At 63.9% G+C, this 19,162-nt stretch carries 13 protein-coding genes and 1 pseudogene; 5 read left to right on the top strand and 9 right to left on the bottom strand.

Annotated features, from left to right (window positions below; genetic code table 11):
* Positions 1 to 37: 37 nt before the first annotated feature.
* Positions 38 to 241 (bottom strand): cold-shock protein, encoded by a 204-nt coding sequence (locus ACVWZM_RS43070; protein ID WP_016847412.1) that lies wholly within the window; start codon positions 239 to 241, stop codon positions 38 to 40.
* A gap of 356 nt (positions 242 to 597) precedes the next feature.
* Positions 598 to 1,746, bottom strand: a complete 1,149-nt coding sequence (gene rnd / locus ACVWZM_RS43065) for a ribonuclease D (RefSeq protein WP_057019895.1) — start codon at positions 1,744 to 1,746, stop codon at positions 598 to 600.
* 737 nt (positions 1,747 to 2,483) lie between these two features.
* Here rnd and ACVWZM_RS43060 point away from each other — a divergent pair.
* From ACVWZM_RS43060 to ACVWZM_RS43050, 3 genes and pseudogenes are all read left to right on the top strand, one after another.
* Complete coding sequence (locus ACVWZM_RS43060; protein ID WP_456856291.1) at positions 2,484 to 3,107, top strand: hypothetical protein; 624 nt, start codon at positions 2,484 to 2,486, stop codon at positions 3,105 to 3,107.
* A 523-nt stretch (positions 3,108 to 3,630) separates the two neighbouring features.
* The gene (gene ltrA, locus ACVWZM_RS43055) at positions 3,631 to 4,881 is read left to right on the top strand and encodes a group II intron reverse transcriptase/maturase (protein WP_456855066.1); all 1,251 of its coding nucleotides are present in this window, start codon (positions 3,631 to 3,633) and stop codon (positions 4,879 to 4,881) included.
* Positions 4,882 to 5,466: 585 nt separating this feature from the next.
* Positions 5,467 to 8,935 (top strand): annotated as a pseudogene (locus ACVWZM_RS43050) (ATP-binding protein).
* Between the two features lie 151 nt (positions 8,936 to 9,086).
* On the opposite strand, the gene ACVWZM_RS43045 reads toward ACVWZM_RS43050, so the two are convergent.
* The 6 genes from ACVWZM_RS43045 to ACVWZM_RS43020 form a co-directional block, all read right to left on the bottom strand.
* Positions 9,087 to 10,241 carry an acyltransferase family protein gene (locus tag ACVWZM_RS43045; protein WP_456856289.1) on the bottom strand — a complete coding sequence of 385 codons (1,155 nt, stop codon included), beginning with the start codon at positions 10,239 to 10,241 and terminating at the stop codon, positions 9,087 to 9,089.
* A 70-nt stretch (positions 10,242 to 10,311) separates the two neighbouring features.
* Entirely contained in the window at positions 10,312 to 11,535 is a 1,224-nt protein-coding gene (gene chrA / locus ACVWZM_RS43040; RefSeq protein ID WP_456780647.1) for a chromate efflux transporter, read from the bottom strand.
* 334 nt (positions 11,536 to 11,869) lie between these two features.
* Positions 11,870 to 12,391: an OsmC family protein gene (locus ACVWZM_RS43035; RefSeq protein WP_057019900.1), complete on the bottom strand. Its 522-nt coding sequence runs from the start codon at positions 12,389 to 12,391 to the stop codon at positions 11,870 to 11,872.
* Positions 12,392 to 12,671: 280 nt separating this feature from the next.
* Complete coding sequence (locus tag ACVWZM_RS43030; protein ID WP_028344824.1) at positions 12,672 to 13,166, bottom strand: YciE/YciF ferroxidase family protein; 495 nt, start codon at positions 13,164 to 13,166, stop codon at positions 12,672 to 12,674.
* Between the two features lie 25 nt (positions 13,167 to 13,191).
* Complete coding sequence (locus ACVWZM_RS43025; RefSeq protein WP_253590428.1) at positions 13,192 to 13,395, bottom strand: hypothetical protein; 204 nt, start codon at positions 13,393 to 13,395, stop codon at positions 13,192 to 13,194.
* Positions 13,396 to 13,512: 117 nt separating this feature from the next.
* Entirely contained in the window at positions 13,513 to 14,412 is a 900-nt protein-coding gene (locus ACVWZM_RS43020; protein WP_456784740.1) for a LysR family transcriptional regulator, read from the bottom strand.
* A 101-nt stretch (positions 14,413 to 14,513) separates the two neighbouring features.
* On the opposite strand from ACVWZM_RS43020, the gene ACVWZM_RS43015 reads away from it, so the two are divergent.
* The gene (locus ACVWZM_RS43015; RefSeq protein ID WP_456856287.1) at positions 14,514 to 15,503 is read left to right on the top strand and encodes a zinc-dependent alcohol dehydrogenase family protein; all 990 of its coding nucleotides are present in this window, start codon (positions 14,514 to 14,516) and stop codon (positions 15,501 to 15,503) included.
* Positions 15,504 to 15,612: 109 nt separating this feature from the next.
* On the opposite strand, the gene ACVWZM_RS43010 is transcribed toward ACVWZM_RS43015, so the two are convergent.
* A complete protein-coding gene (locus tag ACVWZM_RS43010; RefSeq protein WP_456856285.1) occupies positions 15,613 to 17,085 on the bottom strand; it encodes a protein adenylyltransferase SelO in 1,473 nt (490 codons plus the stop codon).
* Between the two features lie 200 nt (positions 17,086 to 17,285).
* Between ACVWZM_RS43010 and aspS the strand changes: the two genes are divergently transcribed.
* Positions 17,286 to 19,061 (top strand): aspartate--tRNA ligase, encoded by a 1,776-nt coding sequence (gene aspS, locus ACVWZM_RS43005; RefSeq protein ID WP_225164578.1) that lies wholly within the window; start codon positions 17,286 to 17,288, stop codon positions 19,059 to 19,061.
* The last annotated feature ends 101 nt before the right edge of the window (positions 19,062 to 19,162 follow it).

Raw genomic sequence — 19,162 nt, 5'->3', positions numbered from 1 at the left:
GGGGAGGCATCAGGATGAATTCCGCTGGCAGCGGCGTTCAGTGAACCTTGAGGTTCTCTGCCGACGCCTTGCCGCGGTTCTCCACCAGCTCGTACTCGACGGACTGGTTCTCGTTCAATGTGCTGAGGCCCGCGCGCTCGACCGCCGAGATGTGGACGAACACGTCCTTGTCGCCGACGGCTGGCTTGATGAACCCGTAACCTTTGGTCGGGTTGAACCATTTGACGGTACCCTTCGGCATCGTCTCTCTCCCAGTTTAGACATAAAAAAGACGCGGCCACGTTTTCCACGTGCCACGCCACAAGCGGACTTTGCGCTGTCTGTTCACTTCCCGGGTCGTCAGATCCAAAGTCTTCAAGTCCGAAGTTTCGCCTCTCGAGGCCCTGTACATCGAAGCCTTGGATATCAACGTCGCGAAACGCACAGTCGAACGGCCGCAAATCCGATTGTGAACGGATTGCAACACGAAAATTGCGCCTTAGCAAGCGCGGTGGTTTTGCGTGACGCAACCTCAGCCTGTGCCGGTCGAACTCCGGGGCAACGCGTTCGGCCACTGGCCGACTGCCGGTGGAACCTGGCGGGCACCAGGCGGACGCGCTAACCCCGGTCCACCCGCACCACGCGGCCCTTGTCGATCGCCAGCGCAAGCTGGCCGTGCTTGAGCTTGAGCGCGGCCTCGCCGAACAGTTCGCGGCGCCAGCCGTGCAGGGCGCCGACCTCGGCCTGATCGCTGGCCGCGATCTGCTCGAGGTCGTCGACGGTGGCGATCACCTTGCTGGCGACGCCGTGGCGCTCTGAGGTCATGCGCAGCAGCACCTTCAACAGCTCGACGGTCGCCGCGCCGTTGGAATTGTTTCTCGGCTTCTCCAGCTTGGGCAGCATGGCCTGGTCGCGGGCGAGCCCGCGCTGCACGGCGGCAATGATGTCAGCGCCCCATTTCGAGCGCTCAAAGCCCTTCGGCAGCGAGCGCAGATTGCCGAGCTTCTCCAGCGAGGTCGGCGCATGGGTGGCGATATCGCCGACCGCATCGTCCTTGAGCACGCGCGAGCGCGGCACGTCGCGGCTCTGCGCCTCCTGCTCGCGCCAGGCCGCGACCTCGATCAGCACCGCGAGCTCGCGCGGCTTGCGGACGCGGGTCTTGAGCCGCTCCCAGGCGCGCTCGGGATGGAAGTCGTAGGTCTTCGGCGAGGTCAGGACCTCCATCTCCTCGCTGACCCAGTCACTACGGTCGCGCTTCTTCAGATCGGCATCGAGGGCTGCGAACACTTCGCGCAGATGCGTCACGTCGGAGACGGCGTAGTGGAGCTGCTCGTCGGTCAGCGGCCGGCGCGACCAGTCGGTGAAGCGATGGGTCTTGTCGGGGCGGTGGCCGGTGACGCGGTCGACGAGCTGGTCGTAGGCGATGCTGTCGCCATAGCCGAGCACCATGGCGGCGACCTGGGTGTCGAAGATCGGATGCGGGATCGTGCCGGACAGGTGCCAGACGATTTCGATGTCCTGCCGCGCGGCGTGGAATACCTTGAGCACGGCCTCGTTCGACATCAGGTCGAAGAACGGCTTGAGGTCGATGCCGGGTGCCAGCGCGTCGACCACGACGGCTTCGTCCGCGCTCGCCATCTGCACGACGCAGAGCAGCGGATAGTAGGTCGTCTCCCGCAGGAACTCGGTGTCGACAGTGATGACCTTGTGTTTGGCGAGCCGGTCGCAGGCGGCGGCGAGGTCGGAGGTCGTGCTAATCAAATCCATGAAGTGTCCATAACGGCTTGACCACACGCGTTCTGCCGAAAGGGCAGCTATGTCAAGGGTCTTGCAGGGATTTTGGCCCTGCGCGGGGTGAGGGACGGGCCGTTTTTGAATTGATTGGGCGTGATTCGAGGGTGTTTTTGGCCCGGTCGTGCCGGCAGTTCGTCGGTCGTCCGCCATCTTCGGTGTCACCGCCCGGCTTGACGAACGGGGGCTGAGCGCCACAGGCGATAGCCCGCTGGCGCCGGGACACACGACCAAAATATCGAAAACAACCCCATGCAAAGGAGCCGACAGCTAGCGGTGTTCGACACGGCAACTTGACACGTCGGGCAAATCAGCGATATTTTTCCATTATTCCGAAGTCATGCGTCGCCACGCTTGGGGCTGTGACATTTGCGGACTTCTGCAACCGACCCGTCATGGTGACGAGGCGCACCGCGCCGTCATTGCGTCCCCACTTGCAGCTTTGATCGCCCGGCTCGACCGGTTGAATCCGCCCAGTATTCCAGAGACAGTTGTGCTCGAACCGAGAGGCGGCGGCGTACTGGATCGCCCGCTTTCGCGGACGATGACAGTCGTAGTGGGGGCGCGCCGCTGCGGGAGCTTGCGCCGTCGGGATGGCGATTTGGGTCAACCGGAGTGCTGAGCTTTCTCGGGGGCCGGCTTGCTTGGCCGATCATGGGTGCCGTACTCTGCCAAAGCAACCTGAAGTCGATGACCAACGAGGAGCCGCTATCGTGATCGCGACGCAGCCCGGGGCTGTCACCAGCGAGCTGTTTCAAATCGCCTCTGAAGTCCCGGAACAGCGCCGCGATGCAGTGCTCGAGAGCATCAACAGCATCATCGACACGAATTGGCTGACGGAGGAAAAGTTCTGGTCCCGCGAACACTCTCCGTTCAAGCCCGACCACGGCATTGTCCTGCTCCACCACGGCGGTGAATGCGTGGCTTACCTCATCATTCAGCGCCTCGCCGTTGCCAGCACGTCGGTGATCTATCTCTCGGGTACCGCCGTCAGAGACACGCATCGTGGTCGCGGCTCTTTCAAGCGGATGTTCGATGCCGCTATGACGGCGGAGTTCGGTCACCCGGCGGCGCCGGCTGACTTCTGCTTGTGCTGGCGGACGAGAAATCCGGTCATCTACGTGCTGGGTCGCGCGCAGTGCCGCAGCGTCGTGCCCGCTATCTCGGACGACACGCACGCGGATGATCTCGACGATCTCTGTCTCAAACTGGCTGCAACCCTGTACCCTCGTCAAACCGTCGAGAAGACGACGATGGTGATGCGGGGGGCCTATGGCCGGCTTCGCTATCGCGATGAGCCGACGACCGTGCGCCACGACGGCGCGAAGGAGGTGTGATGTAGAGCACCTTTGAGCAGCCTTGCTGCACAGAAGATGGGGGTTGGCCCCTCGAACTCGGGTTGCAGGATCAGGGTTCAAACCACCGGCTGCTGCTTCGGCCCAATGGTCGAGGTGGTGAGCGAGACCGGAAAAGGCAGAGCAAGACTCTGTCAGGTAAGGATCGAGGAGACGAGCGCAAGCGAACCACCGATGAACTGTCGAAAGCGTAGGGAAGACGTCAAAACCAAGGGGTAGTCGTTATCTTGGGATCAGTCTGAGCGATACCTGTTTACGGCTCAGGCGGCGTCCGGCAGGCGAGGTGGCGTGACCTCGGTTCAGGCTTCTGTGCGGAACGTGGGAACCTGTATCGCGATGCCAAGGGAATGGTTCAAGTGGAAGCCCCACAAGAGTCTGAGTACCAATGCGCGATGCAGGGACGGAGCCGTGTGTAGTAGTGACGAAGGCACTGTAATGGTGGCGGAGCGAAGGCACGGCACTGTCCCGCTTGATTGGAAGAACAACCGGAAACGGGAGGACTCTTTTGGGTCAAGCAAAGCCGTATGACATCCCCAAGCGCTGGGTTTGGGAGGCGTACAAACGGGTCAAAGCAAATCGGGGCGCAGCCGGTGTGGACGAGCAGTCGATCGAGGTGTTCGAGGCAGACTTGCAGAGCAATCTGTACAAGCTCTGGAATCGAATGTCTTCGGGTAGCTACTTTCCACCGCCGGTCAAGCGTGTGCAGATCGACAAGCGCGACGGCGGGAAGAGGCCACTAGGAATTCCTACGGTGTCGGATCGCGTTGCTCAGGCGGTCGTCAAAGGATATCTGGAGCCGGATTTGGAGAAACACTTTCATCCAGACTCGTTCGGATATCGACCCGGAAAATCGGCGCTCGATGCCGTTGGGGTTGCTCGCCAGCGATGCTGGCGGCATCCCTTCGTGCTCGATCTCGACATTCGGGCCTATTTTGACTCGATATCGCATGAGCTTTTGCTCAAGGCGATTCGGAAGCACACGGACTGCGCTTGGGTGTTGTTGTACATTGAACGGTGGCTTAAAGCTCCCGTTCAACTGGAAGACGGCACCCCTGAACCCCGAGAGAAGGGCACGCCGCAGGGCTCGGTGGTATCACCGCTGATGGCGAATCTCTTTCTCCACTATGCGTTCGACATGTGGATGCGAAGAAATCATCCGAGCATCCCGTTCGAGCGTTATGCCGATGATATTCTCTGCCATTGCGACAGTGAGCGGCAGGCACAAGAACTGAAGGAGGCGCTTGCGAAGCGCTTTGCCGAATGCGGACTGGAGCTTCATCCGGACAAGACGAAGATAGTCTATTGTAAGGATGACGACCGGCGAGGTGATTATCCTGAACAGAAATTCGACTTTTTGGGCTACACGTTCCGTGCCCGTCGGTCGAAGAACCGTTGGGGAAAGCACTTCGTCAACTTCAGCCCCGGTGTCAGCAATGCCGCGACGAAGGCAATCCGACAGGAAATCCGTGCCTGGCAACTACGCTGCCGGGTGGATAAGAGGATCGACGACCTGGCGAGGATGTTCAACCCGATCATTCGAGGCTGGATGAACTACTATGGTCGGTACTACAAGTCGGCGCTTTACCCGACACTACGCCATCTCGACCGATGTCTCGCGCGATGGGCGATGTCGAAATACAAACGTCTGCGGCGACATCGAAGACGGGCAGAGCACTGGGTACGGGACATTGCTTGCCGCACCCCCACGCTGTTGGCCCATTGGCCGATGCTGCACAAGACGGCGGCTGGACGGTAAGAGCCGGATGAGCGGAGACGTTCACGTCCGGATCTGTGAGCGCCTGGGGGTGAAACTCCCCCGGGCGACTCGACCAAACCTCGCCGGATGTCGACCGATGGTTCGCGCAGACCATCCCCAACAGCGCTGACGCGGTGTTCTGTGCCGGATTGGCGAGCAATCGCTGGTCACGGCACCGGGCAGCGCTGCCAAGGACTGGATAGCCCCAGACGGGCAACTCGGTGGCAGGGGCTGCCTGTCATGGCGCGCAAAATCGAATGGCTCCGCGCGCAAATTCGTGAGTCACGCCGTCGTTCGCCGGGCGCCTTTGTCGCGCCGAGTGCCGAACATGCCGGAGGTTGGATGATGGCGCCCGAGGGGGCGACTCTGGTTTCGCCTACAGCGCCATCGCAGTCGGCGAAGGGCCAAAATACCAGCGCGTGCGCTATCTCGAATATCCGAGTGACCGAGGGCAGAGTGCGTCTTCGATCGGTCTGCTCCTTGTTTTCGCACTTTGTGAACGCGTCCAGTCTGGGGTAAACAGGTCCCTTGGCATCGTCGAACGAGGCCCATTGTCGCCAATGGCCCGCAGTCGGACGGATCACAATGCCGGAGAAACAGCCAAGCGCCGATATGGAGGCTGCTCTCAAGCACTGGCTCGAAACCGTTGATCTCGGCCAGTATAGCGACCTCTTTGTCCTGCATCGCATCGGTTTGGACATCCTGCCCGATTTGACCGAGCAGGATCTGGTCGAACTTGGACTTCCGCTGGGAGACCGCAAGCGCTTGCAGCGCGCGGTTGCTTCCCTGACCCGTTCGGCAAAAGGTCCCGCCGGCGGTAGGAGCGTCGCGGAAAGCGCGGCGGTGAGCGCCGAGCGGCGCCAGCTGACCGTGATGTTCTGCGACATGGTCGGTTCGACCTCGCTGTCCGAGCAGTTCGATCCCGAAGACGTCCGCGACGTTATCGCGAGCTTCAGGGAAAAGTGCGTCAGCGTGGTCAAGCGGTACGAAGGCTTCGCGGCCCGCTACCTTGGGGACGGCATTCTGGTCTATTTTGGCTATCCGAATGCGCATGAGGATGACGCCGAGCGGTCGGTGCGTGCGGCGCTCGAAATTGTACGGAGCCTGTCGTCGGCGAGAGCGAGCGACGCCCGCGACGTTGCAAGTCATGGGCCCAGTGTGCGCATCGGGATTGCGACCGGCCTTGTTGTCGTCGGAGACCTGGTTGGACAGGACACCGAGGAGCACGATTCCGCAGTCGGCGAGACGCCAAATCTGGCTGCCCGTCTGCAGGCCTTGGCGCCTCCGGACGGCGTCGTGATTGCGTCTTCGACGCAATCCCTGCTGAGAGGAAAGTTCGACTACCAGGACTTCGGATTTCACGCGCTGAAGGGGATATCCACGAAGGCCCAGGCCTGGCTCGTGGTTCGGCCCTGCCGCGCCGAGACGCGATTTGCCGCAGCCATGGGCTCCCGATTGACGCCGCTGGTCAACCGCACCGAAGAGGTGGCATTGCTGCTCACGCGTTGGCAGCAAGCGAAAGCCCATGAGGGGCAGGTCGTGCTGCTGACGGGGCGAGCCGGGAATTGGAAAATCCAGGATCGTTCAGGAATTGCGGGAGCGGATCGCGGGTGATCAGCACGGACAAGTTTCGTTCCAGTGCTCTCCCTATTACAGCAGCACCGCTTTTCACCCCTTCATCGAGCATCTCAAATTCTCGCTCGGCCTTGACGGCGAGAACGCGTCTGCGCTTTGGCTGACAAAGCTTGAAGCTGGTGTCGCCGCCTCGAACGGCGAGGCGGACACAGTGGTGCCGATCCTTGCGGCGTTGCTTTCAATTCCCACCGGGGACCGCTACGCGGCCCTGGATCTCTCGCCGCAACAGCTGAAGGATGCGACGATCGCCACGCTCGTCAACCATCTGCTCGCGCAAGCGCGCGAGCAGACGCTCCTGATCGATTTTGAGGACGCACATTGGATCGATCCCACCTCGCGGGCCGTGCTCGATCTGCTGGTGGAGAACGTTCGCACCACGTCGATCCTTGTCGTGATCACCTGTCGTCCGGAGTTTCAGCCGGGCTGGAAGGATCACGCGCACACCATCAGTGCGAACCTCAAGCGTCTCGGCCGACAGGTCCGCACGATATTGGTCGAACGTGTGGCTGGAGAAAAGGAGCTTCCCCGAGAGGTGATTGAGGACATCATTGTCAAAACCGATGGCGTGCCGCTCTTCCTTGAAGAGCTGACCAAGGCCGTTCTCGAATCCGACGTCTTGACTGAGCAACATGGACGTTACGTCTTGTCCGGTCCGTGGCATCAGCTCGCTATTCCCGCGACATTGAACGATTCCCTGATGGCCCGCCTCGACCGGATGGGATCGTTCAAGAAAATCGCGCAGATCGGCGCTACCATCGGCCGCGAGTTTTCTTATGAGATCCTTCGCGAGGTTGCCGAAGCGCCGGCGGACCAGATCGAAGCCGCCCTGAACCATCTGGAGGCAGCCGGATTAATCGTCCGCTTCGGCTTTCTGCCGGAGGCGCTGTACTCGTTCAAGCACGTGATGATCCAGAATGCGGCGCATGAAAGCTTGTTGCACAGGGAAAGACGGACGCTGCACGCCAAGATCGGACGCGTGCTGGCCGAAAAATATCCGGAAAAGATCGAGCGCGAACCGGAGCTTCTCGCCTACCACCTGACCGAGTCTGGACAAAGCGAGCCGGCTGCGGGTTTCTGGCTCAAGGCCGGAAAGCAGGCCGCAATGAAGGGTGCGACTCTGGAGGCGATCGGTCATTTGCGTCGTGGGCTCGGGGTTCTGCAAGCCTCACCCGGCATGCAGGGCCGAAACGAGTCCGAGCTTGAGCTTCGCATCGCCCTGGGCACCGCCCTGATCGCGGCAAAGGGATACGCCGTGCGGGAAGTCGAGGAGAACTATGTTCGCGCACTCGAACTCGGCCGGAATCTTGGCAACATGGCGAAGGTCTTTGCGGCGACGCGCGGACTTTGGGTGTGCCACTTCATCCGCGGCGATCTCGCACGGGCGCATGAGCTGAGCGCGGAGCTCCTGCAGTTCGCAAGGCGCGAGGCATCGAACCAAAGTTCGTCCGCGACGCAACAGACGGGATATCTGATCGAGGCGCATCGGGCGATCGCGATGACCATGCTGTACCGCGGGCGGTTTGTCGCCGCCGAACATCACCTTCATCGCTTCAGGAATCTGTACAGTCCTGATCTACACGGCGCCCTGACGGCAACGCATGGCATCCATCCTGGCATCGTCTCGCTCTCGTATCTCGGGTACGTGTCGTGGTTTCTGGGCCGTCCTGACGCGGCGCGCCGATATAGCCAGCAGGCTATTTCGGAAGCGGAAGACCTTCGCCACCCCTTCACGCTGTCGTTTGCGCTGACATTCGGCGCCTACGTTTGCCAGCATCTCCGCGATGTCGAAGGGACCCACGACTATACCAACAGGGCACTGGCTCTCTCATCGGAACACGGCTTCCTGCACTGGAAGCATCAGACAACCATCCTGCGAGGATGGGCGATGACCGAGCTCGGGAATGTCGATGAGGGATTGAACCAGATGCGAATGGCTATCGACGGTTACGAGGGCATGAGCGCCCGGCTAGCCAGTTGCTGGTTCAGAAGCCTGCTCGCGAAGGCTTATGCAAGTGCCGGCTTGCCGGATGCTGCCTTGCACGAACTCGACAGCGCACTGGCGATCGGGAGAAGAACGGGAGAGCATTTTTACGAAGCCGAGATCTATCGTCTGCAAGGTGAGATGACGCTCAATGACTCGATATCATCGTCCGTTGAATCCGCCGAGCGAATGTTCCTCGCCTCGATCGAGCTGGCGCGCAGGCAAAGCGCGCGGTCCTTTGAATTACGGTCAGCTGTCAGCCTGGCGCGCCTATGGCGACATTCCGGCAAACAGGCGCGAGCGGCCGAGCTGTTGCTACCCGTCGTTCGAACGTTCACGGAAGGTCTAGGTACGCCTGACGTCAAGGAAGCGCTCGAGCTGGCGAATGAACTGGCAATGGAAATGCCCGGAGATCAAGAATGGAGCGGGCGGGTCTAAGGATACAGAGGCGCCCCGGGGCCCGTCCGCCCGCTTGCGCCTGACCGTCGTCTCCACGCATCGCAGATGAATGATGGTGTTCGCTTCGGCCCAAGTTCGCGGCGGCGGCAACGTTGGGTGGATGCTGTTCCGGCGATGTGCGCCGGACTGATCAGCGGTTGGCGATGCTGCTGGCCTCGATTGGCGAGGCAACGTCGTCCCGATCGACCCGGGCTTCGTTCGCGCGAACGCGTGACGGCCATCCGTGCCGCGAGGCCAGGGTCGTCAGCCTGTCCCTGACGAGATAATGCGCGGGGCCTTCGAGGAAGCGCCAGACGAGCCATGCCAGCACCACCATGCCCGTCACGACCAGCGCGGTCGACAGCCCGTCCGGCGTTGGTGTGATCAGGAGCAGGATGACGTAGCCGAGCTGCAGATGCAGCAGATAGAGCGGATAGGTGATGCCGCCGACGGCCCTGACGAGGCCTGCAGGCAGGGCTACCGACTTGATGCGAGTGGCGGCGAACACGATGCCGAGCGAGACGATGCAGATCACCGTCACGACGCGGGGATCGAAGCTGCCATGGGTGTGGACGCCGAGCCGCTCCAGCTTGTGCACGGCCTGGAACGTCGCCGTGCCGATCGCCAGCGTCAGCAGGCTGTACAGCCTGGTGTCGCGCCGTCCCCGGTAGTGCTCATAGATCAGGAGCCCGACGGCGAAGAAGCCGCTGTCGTCGGCCATGAACAGCTTTTCGAACAGCGGAACGTCGAGGGTCAGCTCGTTGGCGAAGGTGATTGCGATCCACGCCACGATGAGCGTGTCGATGCGCCGCGGAAAGATGCCCCAGGCCAGGAACAGCGTGATCCAGACGTAGAATACGACCTCGATCACCAGCGACCAGTAGGCGTCGTCCATGTAGGGCTGACCGAGCATCGGGGCTGCGATGAACAGGTTTGCCAGCCATTGCCCCCACGTCACGTGGAAGTACGCGTGGCCCAACAGCAGCGTCGCGAGGAAGGTCAGCGTCATGCAGATGACGAAGGTCGGATAGATCCGGCTGAAGCGGGCGATCGCGAAACCGACCGGCGTGCGGCCTTCGGCCGAATAGGCGATGACGAAGCCAGAGATCGCGAAGAACACGGGGACGCCGAGGAAGCCGTATTGCGCGACCGGGGCGAGGTACGGCATCGCCACCTTTTGCACGCCGTTCGATGCCACGCCCCAGAAGCCGTAGTGATACAGGATCACGGCCCCGACCGCGGCAAGCCGCAGCAGGTCCAGCACGGGAACCCGGGTCGGATCCGGTTGTTTAGATGCGCTCGGCATATATCCGCTATCGTGGCGGCGAGGCATGAAGGCGTTCTTAATCCACCCGGCGAAACGACCGCACGGTCGTTCACGATTGCAGGAGCCCGGTGGCGATGCCGCCGGCCGCGCTGAGCACGACCACCACGAGCGGCGGCGCGCGCCATGCCGTGAGCAGGACGAAGCCGGCCAGCGCGATGCCGAAATCGAGCGGACGGTGGACGCTGCTGGTCCACACCGGATTGTAGAGCGCGGCCCCCAGAAGGCCGACGACGGCGGCGTTGACGCCGCGCATCATCGCTTGCGCCGCCGGCCGTTTGCGAAAGCTATCCCAGAACGGCAGCGCTGCGAGCAGCACGAGAAGTCCCGGCAGGAAGATGCCGACGAGGCCGACGATCGCGCCCGGCAGGCCGCCGATCACGGCGCCGAGATAGGCGGCAAAGGTGAACAGCGGACCCGGCACCGCCTGCGCGGCGCCGTAGCCCGTCAGGAACGCATCGTCGCCGATCCAGCCCGGCGTCACCACGGCTTCGCGCAGCAGCGGCAACACGACATGGCCGCCGCCGAACACCAGCGCGCCCGAGCGGTAGAAGGCCTCGAACAGGCCGAGGCCGGGCCATGTCCGCGACAGCAGCGGCAGTCCGACCAACAGCGCGACGAACAGGATCAGCGCTGCGACGCCAACGCGGCGCGATACCGGCATCGCGATATGGGTGACCCCGTTGGCCTGTTGCGCTTGGCAGAACCAAAGCCCGGCGACAGCGCCGAGAATGATCGCGCCGATCTGCGCGATCGACGACGAACTGGCGAGGATGACGAGTGCTGCGACCGTCGCGATCGAGGCGCGTTCGCGATCGGGGCAAAGCGAGCGCGCCATGCCCCAGACGGCCTGGGCGACGATCGCCACCGCAACCAGCTTGAGGCCATGCACCAGGCCGCTACCCGCAGGGCCGCTCAATCCGCTGGCGCCGAAGGCAAACAGCACGAGCGCGATCGCCGAGGGCAGCGTGAATCCGGTCCAGGCGGCCAGCGCCCCCAGGTACCCGGCGCGCATCAGGCCGAGCGAAAAGCCGACCTGGCTGCTCGCAGGGCCCGGCAGGAATTGGCAGAGCGCGACCAGATCCGCATAGGCCTGTTCGTCAAGCCAGCGCCTGCGGGTGACGAACTCGTCGCGGAAATAGCCGATATGGGCGATCGGGCCGCCGAAGCAGCTGACGCCGAGCTTGAAGAAGATGAGCAGCACCTCGAGCGGCGAGTGCGTCGAGCTCGCGGTGGCGGGCGGTGTGCCGGGCTGCGGGACGTCGGTGTTGTTCAAGCGTCGTCAATTCCCGCAATTTGCGTCCCAGGTCGGGACTCGTCAGCGCGAGCATATCGCCATTCGATGACGTTTGAGCGCCTTATTTCTCGCGGCTCTCACTCGTAGCGGATGTTCTTCGACGGCCGGCGCGCGGCGGGCATCGCCAGCACGACGAGACAGAGCGCGATCATCGCCAATCCCATAAATTCGAATGCAAATGCGTCCACGGGCCATTCTCCCCATCAGAAACAGTTAGACTTGTTGGGGGAGCGTTGACGCGCTGTTAAGCCTTATGGTTACCGCAGCCGGCCTCGGCGCATGGTGGAGAGTGAGTTAACGCTCACATGGCACGTTAGGCGGCCACACTCAGCGGTCCGGTGCGCAACTTCAGATCCACCGGCGTCGGGTTGCGCAGGATGTCCAGCACGGGGCAATGACGGTCGACGGTTTCCTTCAGCCGGGCGATGTCAGCCGCGGAGGCCGGACTGTCGATGGCGACCTCGGCCTCGATCTGCTGGAAACCGGCGCGCACGTCTGGATCGACGCTGAAGAAGCCGCGCAGATCGATGGCGCCCGACAGCTTGACGGAGACGCCGTTGAGGGGAATGCCGAGCGCGTCGGCATAGAGCCGATAGGTGATCTCCTGGCATGAGCCGAGCGCGGCGAGGATGTACTCGACCGGGTTCGGTGCGGTGTCCTTGCCGCCCAGCGCCGGCGGCTCGTCGACGCTGACGTTGAATTGCCGCACGGCAACGCGGCTATTGACGCCGTCGCCGAGTTGCGAAGTCGCCTGGAACACGGCCTGCGCCTGCGCCGGATCGGCGCCGAGCGCCTGTTGGGTGTCTGCGAAAACCTGCTTGAACCTGAAGCTCATCGTTCGTCTCCCCCATGGCATCGATCATGAGAGGCTGATCGAACGGCCCATGCAGGGCAATAGTCGCGAGATAAAAACGACAGCAGCTCCGCGAAGCGCGAAATTTGCAGCAGCATTTTTCCCGCGCGCGTCGATGCGTAGGATGAGTAGAGCCAACGGGGCCGCGCAAGGCGCGTCCAGATGATAGAACTCCGCGAAACCCATAGTGGTGCCGCTCGCGAGATGAGCTGATGGGTTTCGCTGCGCTCTACCCATCCTACGGGCTACCCATCCTGCCGTGTCACGCGGCGAGGGCGTCCTGGTTGATCTCACCCTTGGCGAGCGCCGTCAGCAGCGTGTCGACGTGCCGCTCTTCGTCGAGACTGTCGTGCAGGAGGCGCTGGTCGTCGCGCAGGTTGAGCTGGCCTGCGAGGGCGGCCGCGCTGCCATAGGCGGCGATCTCGTAATGCGCGAGCTTCTGCGCCGACGCGACGAGGCCGGCATCGCGCAGATTGTCGTCGGGCAGCAGCGAGACCATCTTGGCGGTCTCGTGGATCAGCGCCTGCATGGCCTGGTCGGTGTGCTCCAGCGGATCGGCCCCGTGCATCCGCAGCAGCGACTTCAACCGCTCGCCCTGCACGATGGTCTCGCGGTGATGGCGGCTGAACGCATCCTTGAGCGACGGATGCGAGGCGATCTCCGCCATCCGCGCCAGCGCCACGGCGAGCTGCTCCTCGACGCTTGCGAGTTCCTGAAGCTCGGCGACATACATGTCCTTGAAGCTGGTGATCCTCATCGTGAATCCTTTCTTGTTTCGGCGTTCAAGCGGTGTGGCCGCCGGAACCGGAATCGACCGGCGTCTTCTTGGCGCGTTGTGGCGTCATCTTCGCCGGGTCCGGTTGCCCGGGCACGCCGCGCGGCCCGAGTTGCTGTCGCTGCAGATCGTCCTCGGAGAAGGGCGGCTCGACGCCGTTCGGGTTGCTGCGCTCGATCGCGGTTTTCAGGTCGTCATCGCGCTGGTTCATGCTGGCGCTCCATCATCACGGCGGCACGGAACCTGGATCGGACGAGGCGGCACGTTCCGCGCTGCACGGCCAACGATGCGCGCGCGAAATCGTTGCAAACAAATCGGGGGCGCGGCGCTACGCCACGAGCTTCGGCAGCGCGGCCGCGAGCGCATCCACCGCAAAGCGGATCTTGAGTGGCAGTCGCGGCGTCGGCAGCCACAGCGCGTGGCAATCGTAGGGAAATTCCCCGCTGTCGCCGAGAACGCGGACCAGCGCGCCGGTGTCGAGGCGTTCGCGCACCAGCCAGGAGGGCAGCCACGCCAGCCCCATGCCGCGCGCTGCGGCATCCGCGATGGCTTCGAGGTCGTCGAGCCTGAGCCGCCCGGCCGGCCAGACCTCGTGCGGCGCAAGACCGGCGCGCGGGAACAGCCAGGGGCGAACGCGGCCCGAGCGGCGGTAGACGATCGCCTGGTGCCGGCCGAGCTCGTCGAGCGTGCGCGGCCTGCCATGGGCCTTCAGATAGGCGCGCGAGCCGCACACCACCATGCGCTGGCGCGTGATGCGCCGCGCGATCACGCCGGATTGCTCGTTGAGCTCGCCGGTCCTGATCGCAAGGTCGTGACCGCCCTCCATCAGATCGGCGATCGGATCGCCGAACGAAAGATCGAGCTCGAGCGCGGGATATTTCTGCGCGAGCTTCAGCAGCGTGGGGACGATGCAGTAGCGGCCGAGCAGCGCCGGCATCGTCACCCGCAGCCGCCCGCGCGGCTGCGACGATTGATCGGAGGCGAGCGCGTCGGCCGCCTCGGCCTCGCCGAGCACGATGCGGCAGCGCTCGTAATAGGCTTGCCCTGAATCGGTCAGGCTCTGCCGCCGCGTGGTGCGATGGAGCAGGCGGACGCCGAGCCGTTGTTCGAGGAAGCGCACATGCTTGCCGACCATCGGGGCCGACATCTCGAGCGCATCGGCGGCGGCCGCGAACGAGCCGAGATCGACCGCCCTGACGAAGACGGCCATGCTGGTGAGGCGATCCAATTCAAAACTCCTGGTTTCGATTGTCGGAGCTACCGGGTGATTTATCCGGCGATCGCCGCCGGGCATAGCGGCATTCCATTCAATTGTTTTGGAGTTCGCCCATGGCCCGCGGCGTCCGCTTTCACCAGCATGGTGGTCCCGAGGTGCTGCGTATCGAGGAGATCGCGGTTGCGCCGCCGGCGCCCCGCGAGGTTCAGATCCGAGTCAAGGCGCTCGGGCTCAACCGCGCCGAGGCCTCGCTGCGCCGGGGCAGCTATATCGAGACCGCGACGCTGCCGTCCGGCCTCGGGCTGGAAGCCGCCGGGATTGTCGCGGCGATCGGCGAAGGCGTCGAAGAATTTGCGCCGGGCGATGCCGTGAGCATCGTGCCGCCGGTCTCGATGGTGCGCTGGCCGGCCCATGCCGAGCTCGCGACCTTTCCGGCGGAGCTTGTCGTCAAGCATCCGCCCGCGCTCGGTTTTGAAACGGCCGCTGCGGTGTGGATGCAGTATCTCACCGCGTTCGGTGCGCTGGTCGATCTTGCAAGGCTCGGGCGAGGCGAGTTCGTCGTCATCACAGCGGCGTCGAGCAGCGTCGGGCTCGCGGCGATCCAGATCGCCAACCGTATCGGCGCGGTCCCGATAGCGGTGACGCGGACATCGGCCAAGGCGCAGGCGCTGCGCGAGGCCGGCGCGGCGCACGTGATCGCGTCGGCGGAGCAGGATCTGCAATCAAGGCTGGAGCAGATCGCGGGACCGAACGGCGTGCGCGTGGTGCTCGATGCCGTCGGTGGCCCCGCCTTCGTGCCGCTGACGGCGGCGATGGCACCCGGCGGCATCCTGATCGAACATGGTGGACTCAGTCCTGAGCCGACGCCGTTTCCGCTCGCCAACGTGCTCGGCAAGAGCCTGACCCTGCGCGGCTACCTCGTGCACGAGATCGTGCGCGATCCCGCGCGGCTTACCGCGGCGAAGGCGTTCATCCTCGACGGGCTTGCCGATGGCACCTTGAGGCCGATCATCGCCAGGACGTTTGCGTTCGAGGAGATCGTCGAGGCGCACCGGTACCTGGAGTCGAACACGCAGTTCGGCAAGATCGTGGTGACGGTGTGAGGGTCGCACCAACGTCATTGCAAGCGAAGCGAAGCAATCCATCGGCTCGCATGCACGGAGGTATGGATTGCTTCGTCGCTGCGCTCCTCGCAATGACGGCGGAAAGACCTCACGTCCCGCAGAACGTCTGCGTCACGCGCTGCTCGGGGAGCGGCGGATCGGCGTAGGCCGCGAACTGCGGCTGGTCCTCATAGGGTTTTGCCAGCACCGTCAGCAGTTCCTCGAACGGCGCGTAGTCATCCGAGTTCACCGCAGCCGCAATCACCGCCTCGATCCGGTGGTTGCGCGGGATGAAGGCCGGATTGACCGCCTGCATCGCGGCCTTGCGCTCGGCCGGCGTTTGCGGCTCCAGCGCGAGGCGGGCGCGCCAGCGGGCGGCCCATTCGTCGAACGCCGCGGGATCGGTGAACTGCGCGCGGGCGTCCGCGGCGTCATCGCTTGCGGCCTCGCCGAGATGGCGGAAGGTCAGCGTGAAGTCGGCCGCGTTTTTGGCCATCGCGTCGAGCAGATCCTGGATCAGCGCCTCGTCACCGTCGCGCACGGTGAACAGGCCGACCTTGGCGCGCAGCCCGGTATTGTAGGCCGCGGTGAACTTTTCGGGGAATTCGCCGAGGATCACTTGCGCCTGTTCGATGGCCTTCTCCTGCTCGTCCGCGAACAGCGGCAGCAGGCATTCGGCGAGCCGGGTCAGATTCCACAACGCGATGCGCGGCTGGTTGGCATAGGCGTAGCGGCCCATCTCGTCGATCGAGGAGAACACCTGCGCCGGGTTGTAGGCATCAAGGAAGGCGCAGGGCCCGTAATCGATGGTCTCGCCCGAGATCGAGGTGTTGTCGGTGTTCATCACGCCGTGGATGAAGCCGACCAGGAGCCAGCGCGCGACCAGCGCGGCCTGCCGCGCCACGACGCCGGCGAGCAGCGCGTGATAGGGCTGGGCGGCGTCCGTCAGCTCGGGATAGTGCCTGGCGATGACATGGTCGGCGAGCGCGCGCACGCCGTCAGTGTCGCCGCGGGCGGCGAAGAACTGGAAGGTGCCGACGCGGATGTGGCTCGCGGCGACGCGGGTCAGCACCGCGCCGGGCAGCGCGGTCTCGCGCATCACGGGCTCGCCGGTGACGACGGCGGCGAGCGAGCGGGTGGTCGGGATCCCCAAAGCGAACATCGCCTCGCTGACGATGTATTCGCGCAAGACCGGACCGAGCGCGGCGCGGCCGTCGCCGCGGCGGGAGAACGGGGTCGGGCCGGATCCCTTGAGCTGGATGTCGCGGCGGACGCCGTCCTTGTCGATGACCTCGCCGAGCAGGATGGCGCGGCCGTCGCCGAGCTGGGGAACAAAGTGCCCGAATTGATGGCCGGCATAGGCCATGGCGATCGGGTCGGCGCCGTCAGGCAGCCGCTTTCCGGCAAGGATCTCGGCGCCCTCCGGCGCCGACAGCAGGTCCGGGTCCAGCCCGAGCTGGACCGCGAGCGGCCGGTTCAGCTTGATCAGCCGGGGGGCGGCGACCGGGGTCGGCGCGACACGGGCGAAAAAGTTCGCCGGCAGCGCCGAATAGGTGTTCTGGAACGGGAAATGAATGGTCATATCCCGAAGATAGGCCTGCGGGCCGAATAGGCAAACGATTGGCGCCCATCTGGCGCCGGATCGCAGCAAAATCTGCAGTTTCGGGCCAAAAGCGGGCGTTCCCTTGGTTGCCGCCCCGAGCGGGCTCGGGTAAACCCAGCGCCTTCGGATAGGAAGTTTCCTATCGCGATTCTCCTCCGACATCAGTTTTTGGAACGACTATGCATCGCTACCGGTCACACACATGCGGCGCGCTCCGAGAGGGCGATATCGACCAGACGGTCCGGCTTTCGGGTTGGGTTCACCGGGTCCGCGACCATGGCGGCGTGCTGTTCGTCGATCTGCGCGACCATTACGGCATCACCCAATGCGTGGCCGATCCGGACTCGCCGGCGTTCGGCGAGGTCGAGAAGTTCCGCTCCGAATGGGTGGTGCGGATCGACGGCAAGGTGCGCCGCCGTCCCGCCGGCACCGACAATCCGGAGCTGCCGACCGGCATGGTCGAGATCTACATCAAGGAGATCGAGGTGCTGGGCCCGGCGGCCGAGCTGCCGCTGCCGGTGTTCGGCGAGCAGGAATATCCCGAAGATATCAGGCTGAAATATCGCTTCCTCGACCTGCGTCGCGAGAAGCTGCACCAGAACATCATGACCCGCGGCGCGGTGGTCGATTCCATGCGCAAGCGGATGAAGGAGCAGGGCTTCTTCGAATTCCAGACCCCGATCCTGACGGCGTCCTCGCCGGAAGGCGCGCGCGACTTCCTGGTGCCGTCGCGCATCCATCCCGGCAAGTTCTACGCGCTGCCGCAGGCGCCGCAGCAGTACAAGCAGCTGTTGATGATGTCGGGCTTCGACCGCTACTTCCAGATCGCGCCGTGCTTCCGCGACGAGGACCCGCGCGCCGACCGTCTGCCGGGCGAGTTCTATCAGCTCGACGTCGAGATGAGCTTTGTCACCCAGGACGACGTGTTCGCGGCGATGGAGCCTGTGATCACCGGCGTGTTCGAGGATTTTGCCAAGGGCAAGCCGGTCACGAAGAACTGGCCGCGGATTCCGTTTGCGGAGGCCGTGCGCAAATACGGCTCCGACAAGCCCGATTTGCGCAACAAGATCGTGATGCAGGAAGTCTCCGAGCACTTCCGCGGCTCCGGCTTCAAGGTGTTCGCGCGCATGCTCGAAGACCCGAAGAACCAGGTCTGGGCGATCCCGGGCACCGGCGGCGGCAGCCGCGCGTTCTGCGACCGCATGAACTCGTGGGCGCAGGGCGAAGGCCAGCCGGGTCTCGGCTACATCATGTGGCGCGAGGGCGGTGAGGGCGCAGGCCCCTTGGCGAACAACATCGGCCCCGAGCGCACCGCTGCGATCCGCGATCAACTCGGCCTCAAGGAGGGCGATGCTGCGTTCTTCGTCGCCGGCGATCCCGAGAAATTCTGGAAGTTTGCGGGTCTCGCGCGCACCAAGCTCGGCGAGGAATTGAACCTGATCGACAAGGACCGGTTCGAGCTCGCCTGGATCGTCGACTTCCCGATGTACGAGTATGACGAGGAGAACAAGAAGGTCGACTTCTCGCACAACCCGTTCTCGATGCCGCAGGGTGGCCTCGACGCGCTGACGACGCAGGACCCGCTGACCATTAAGGCGTTCCAGTACGACATCGCCTGCAACGGCTACGAGATCGCCTCCGGCGGCATCCGCAACCACAAGCCGGAAGCGATGGTGAAGGCGTTCGAGATCGCAGGCTATGGCGAGCAGGAGGTCATCGACCGCTTCGGCGGCATGTACCGTGCGTTCCAGTACGGCGCCCCGCCGCATGGCGGCATGGCGGCCGGCCTCGACCGTATCGTGATGCTGCTCTGCGGCACCAACAATCTGCGCGAGATCTCGCTGTTCCCGATGAACCAGCAGGCCATGGACCTGCTGATGGGCGCGCCGTCGGAAGCAACGCCGAAGCAGCTTAAGGAGCTGCACATCCGCACCAACCTGCCGGCGAAGGGTTAGGCGGGCCTTCACCTCGCCCCGCCTGCGGGGAGAGGTCGGATTGCATCGTTAGATGCAATCCGGGTGAGGGGGAGCCTCCGCGAGTCCGTTCGACAGCAATT

Source organism: Bradyrhizobium sp. USDA 4501 (assembly GCF_054062115.1).
This window is presented reverse-complemented; position numbering and strand designations above follow the sequence as displayed.

What these genes read in the sequence shown, in the direction of transcription:
- ACVWZM_RS43070 (WP_016847412.1), bottom strand. Translation starts at nt 241, where the DNA reads ATGCCGAAGGGTACCGTCAAATGGTTCAACCCGACCAAAGGTTACGGG.
- ACVWZM_RS43035 (WP_057019900.1), bottom strand. Translation starts at nt 12,391, where the DNA reads ATGAGCTTCAGGTTCAAGCAGGTTTTCGCAGACACCCAACAGGCGCTC.
- ACVWZM_RS43030 (WP_028344824.1), bottom strand. Translation starts at nt 13,166, where the DNA reads ATGAGGATCACCAGCTTCAAGGACATGTATGTCGCCGAGCTTCAGGAA.
- ACVWZM_RS43015 (WP_456856287.1), top strand. Translation starts at nt 14,514, where the DNA reads ATGGCCCGCGGCGTCCGCTTTCACCAGCATGGTGGTCCCGAGGTGCTG.
- rnd (WP_057019895.1), bottom strand. Translation starts at nt 1,746, where the DNA reads ATGGATTTGATTAGCACGACCTCCGACCTCGCCGCCGCCTGCGACCGG.
- ACVWZM_RS43045 (WP_456856289.1), bottom strand. Translation starts at nt 10,241, where the DNA reads ATGCCGAGCGCATCTAAACAACCGGATCCGACCCGGGTTCCCGTGCTG.
- aspS (WP_225164578.1), top strand. Translation starts at nt 17,286, where the DNA reads ATGCATCGCTACCGGTCACACACATGCGGCGCGCTCCGAGAGGGCGAT.
- ACVWZM_RS43010 (WP_456856285.1), bottom strand. Translation starts at nt 17,085, where the DNA reads ATGACCATTCATTTCCCGTTCCAGAACACCTATTCGGCGCTGCCGGCG.
- ACVWZM_RS43025 (WP_253590428.1), bottom strand. Translation starts at nt 13,395, where the DNA reads ATGAACCAGCGCGATGACGACCTGAAAACCGCGATCGAGCGCAGCAAC.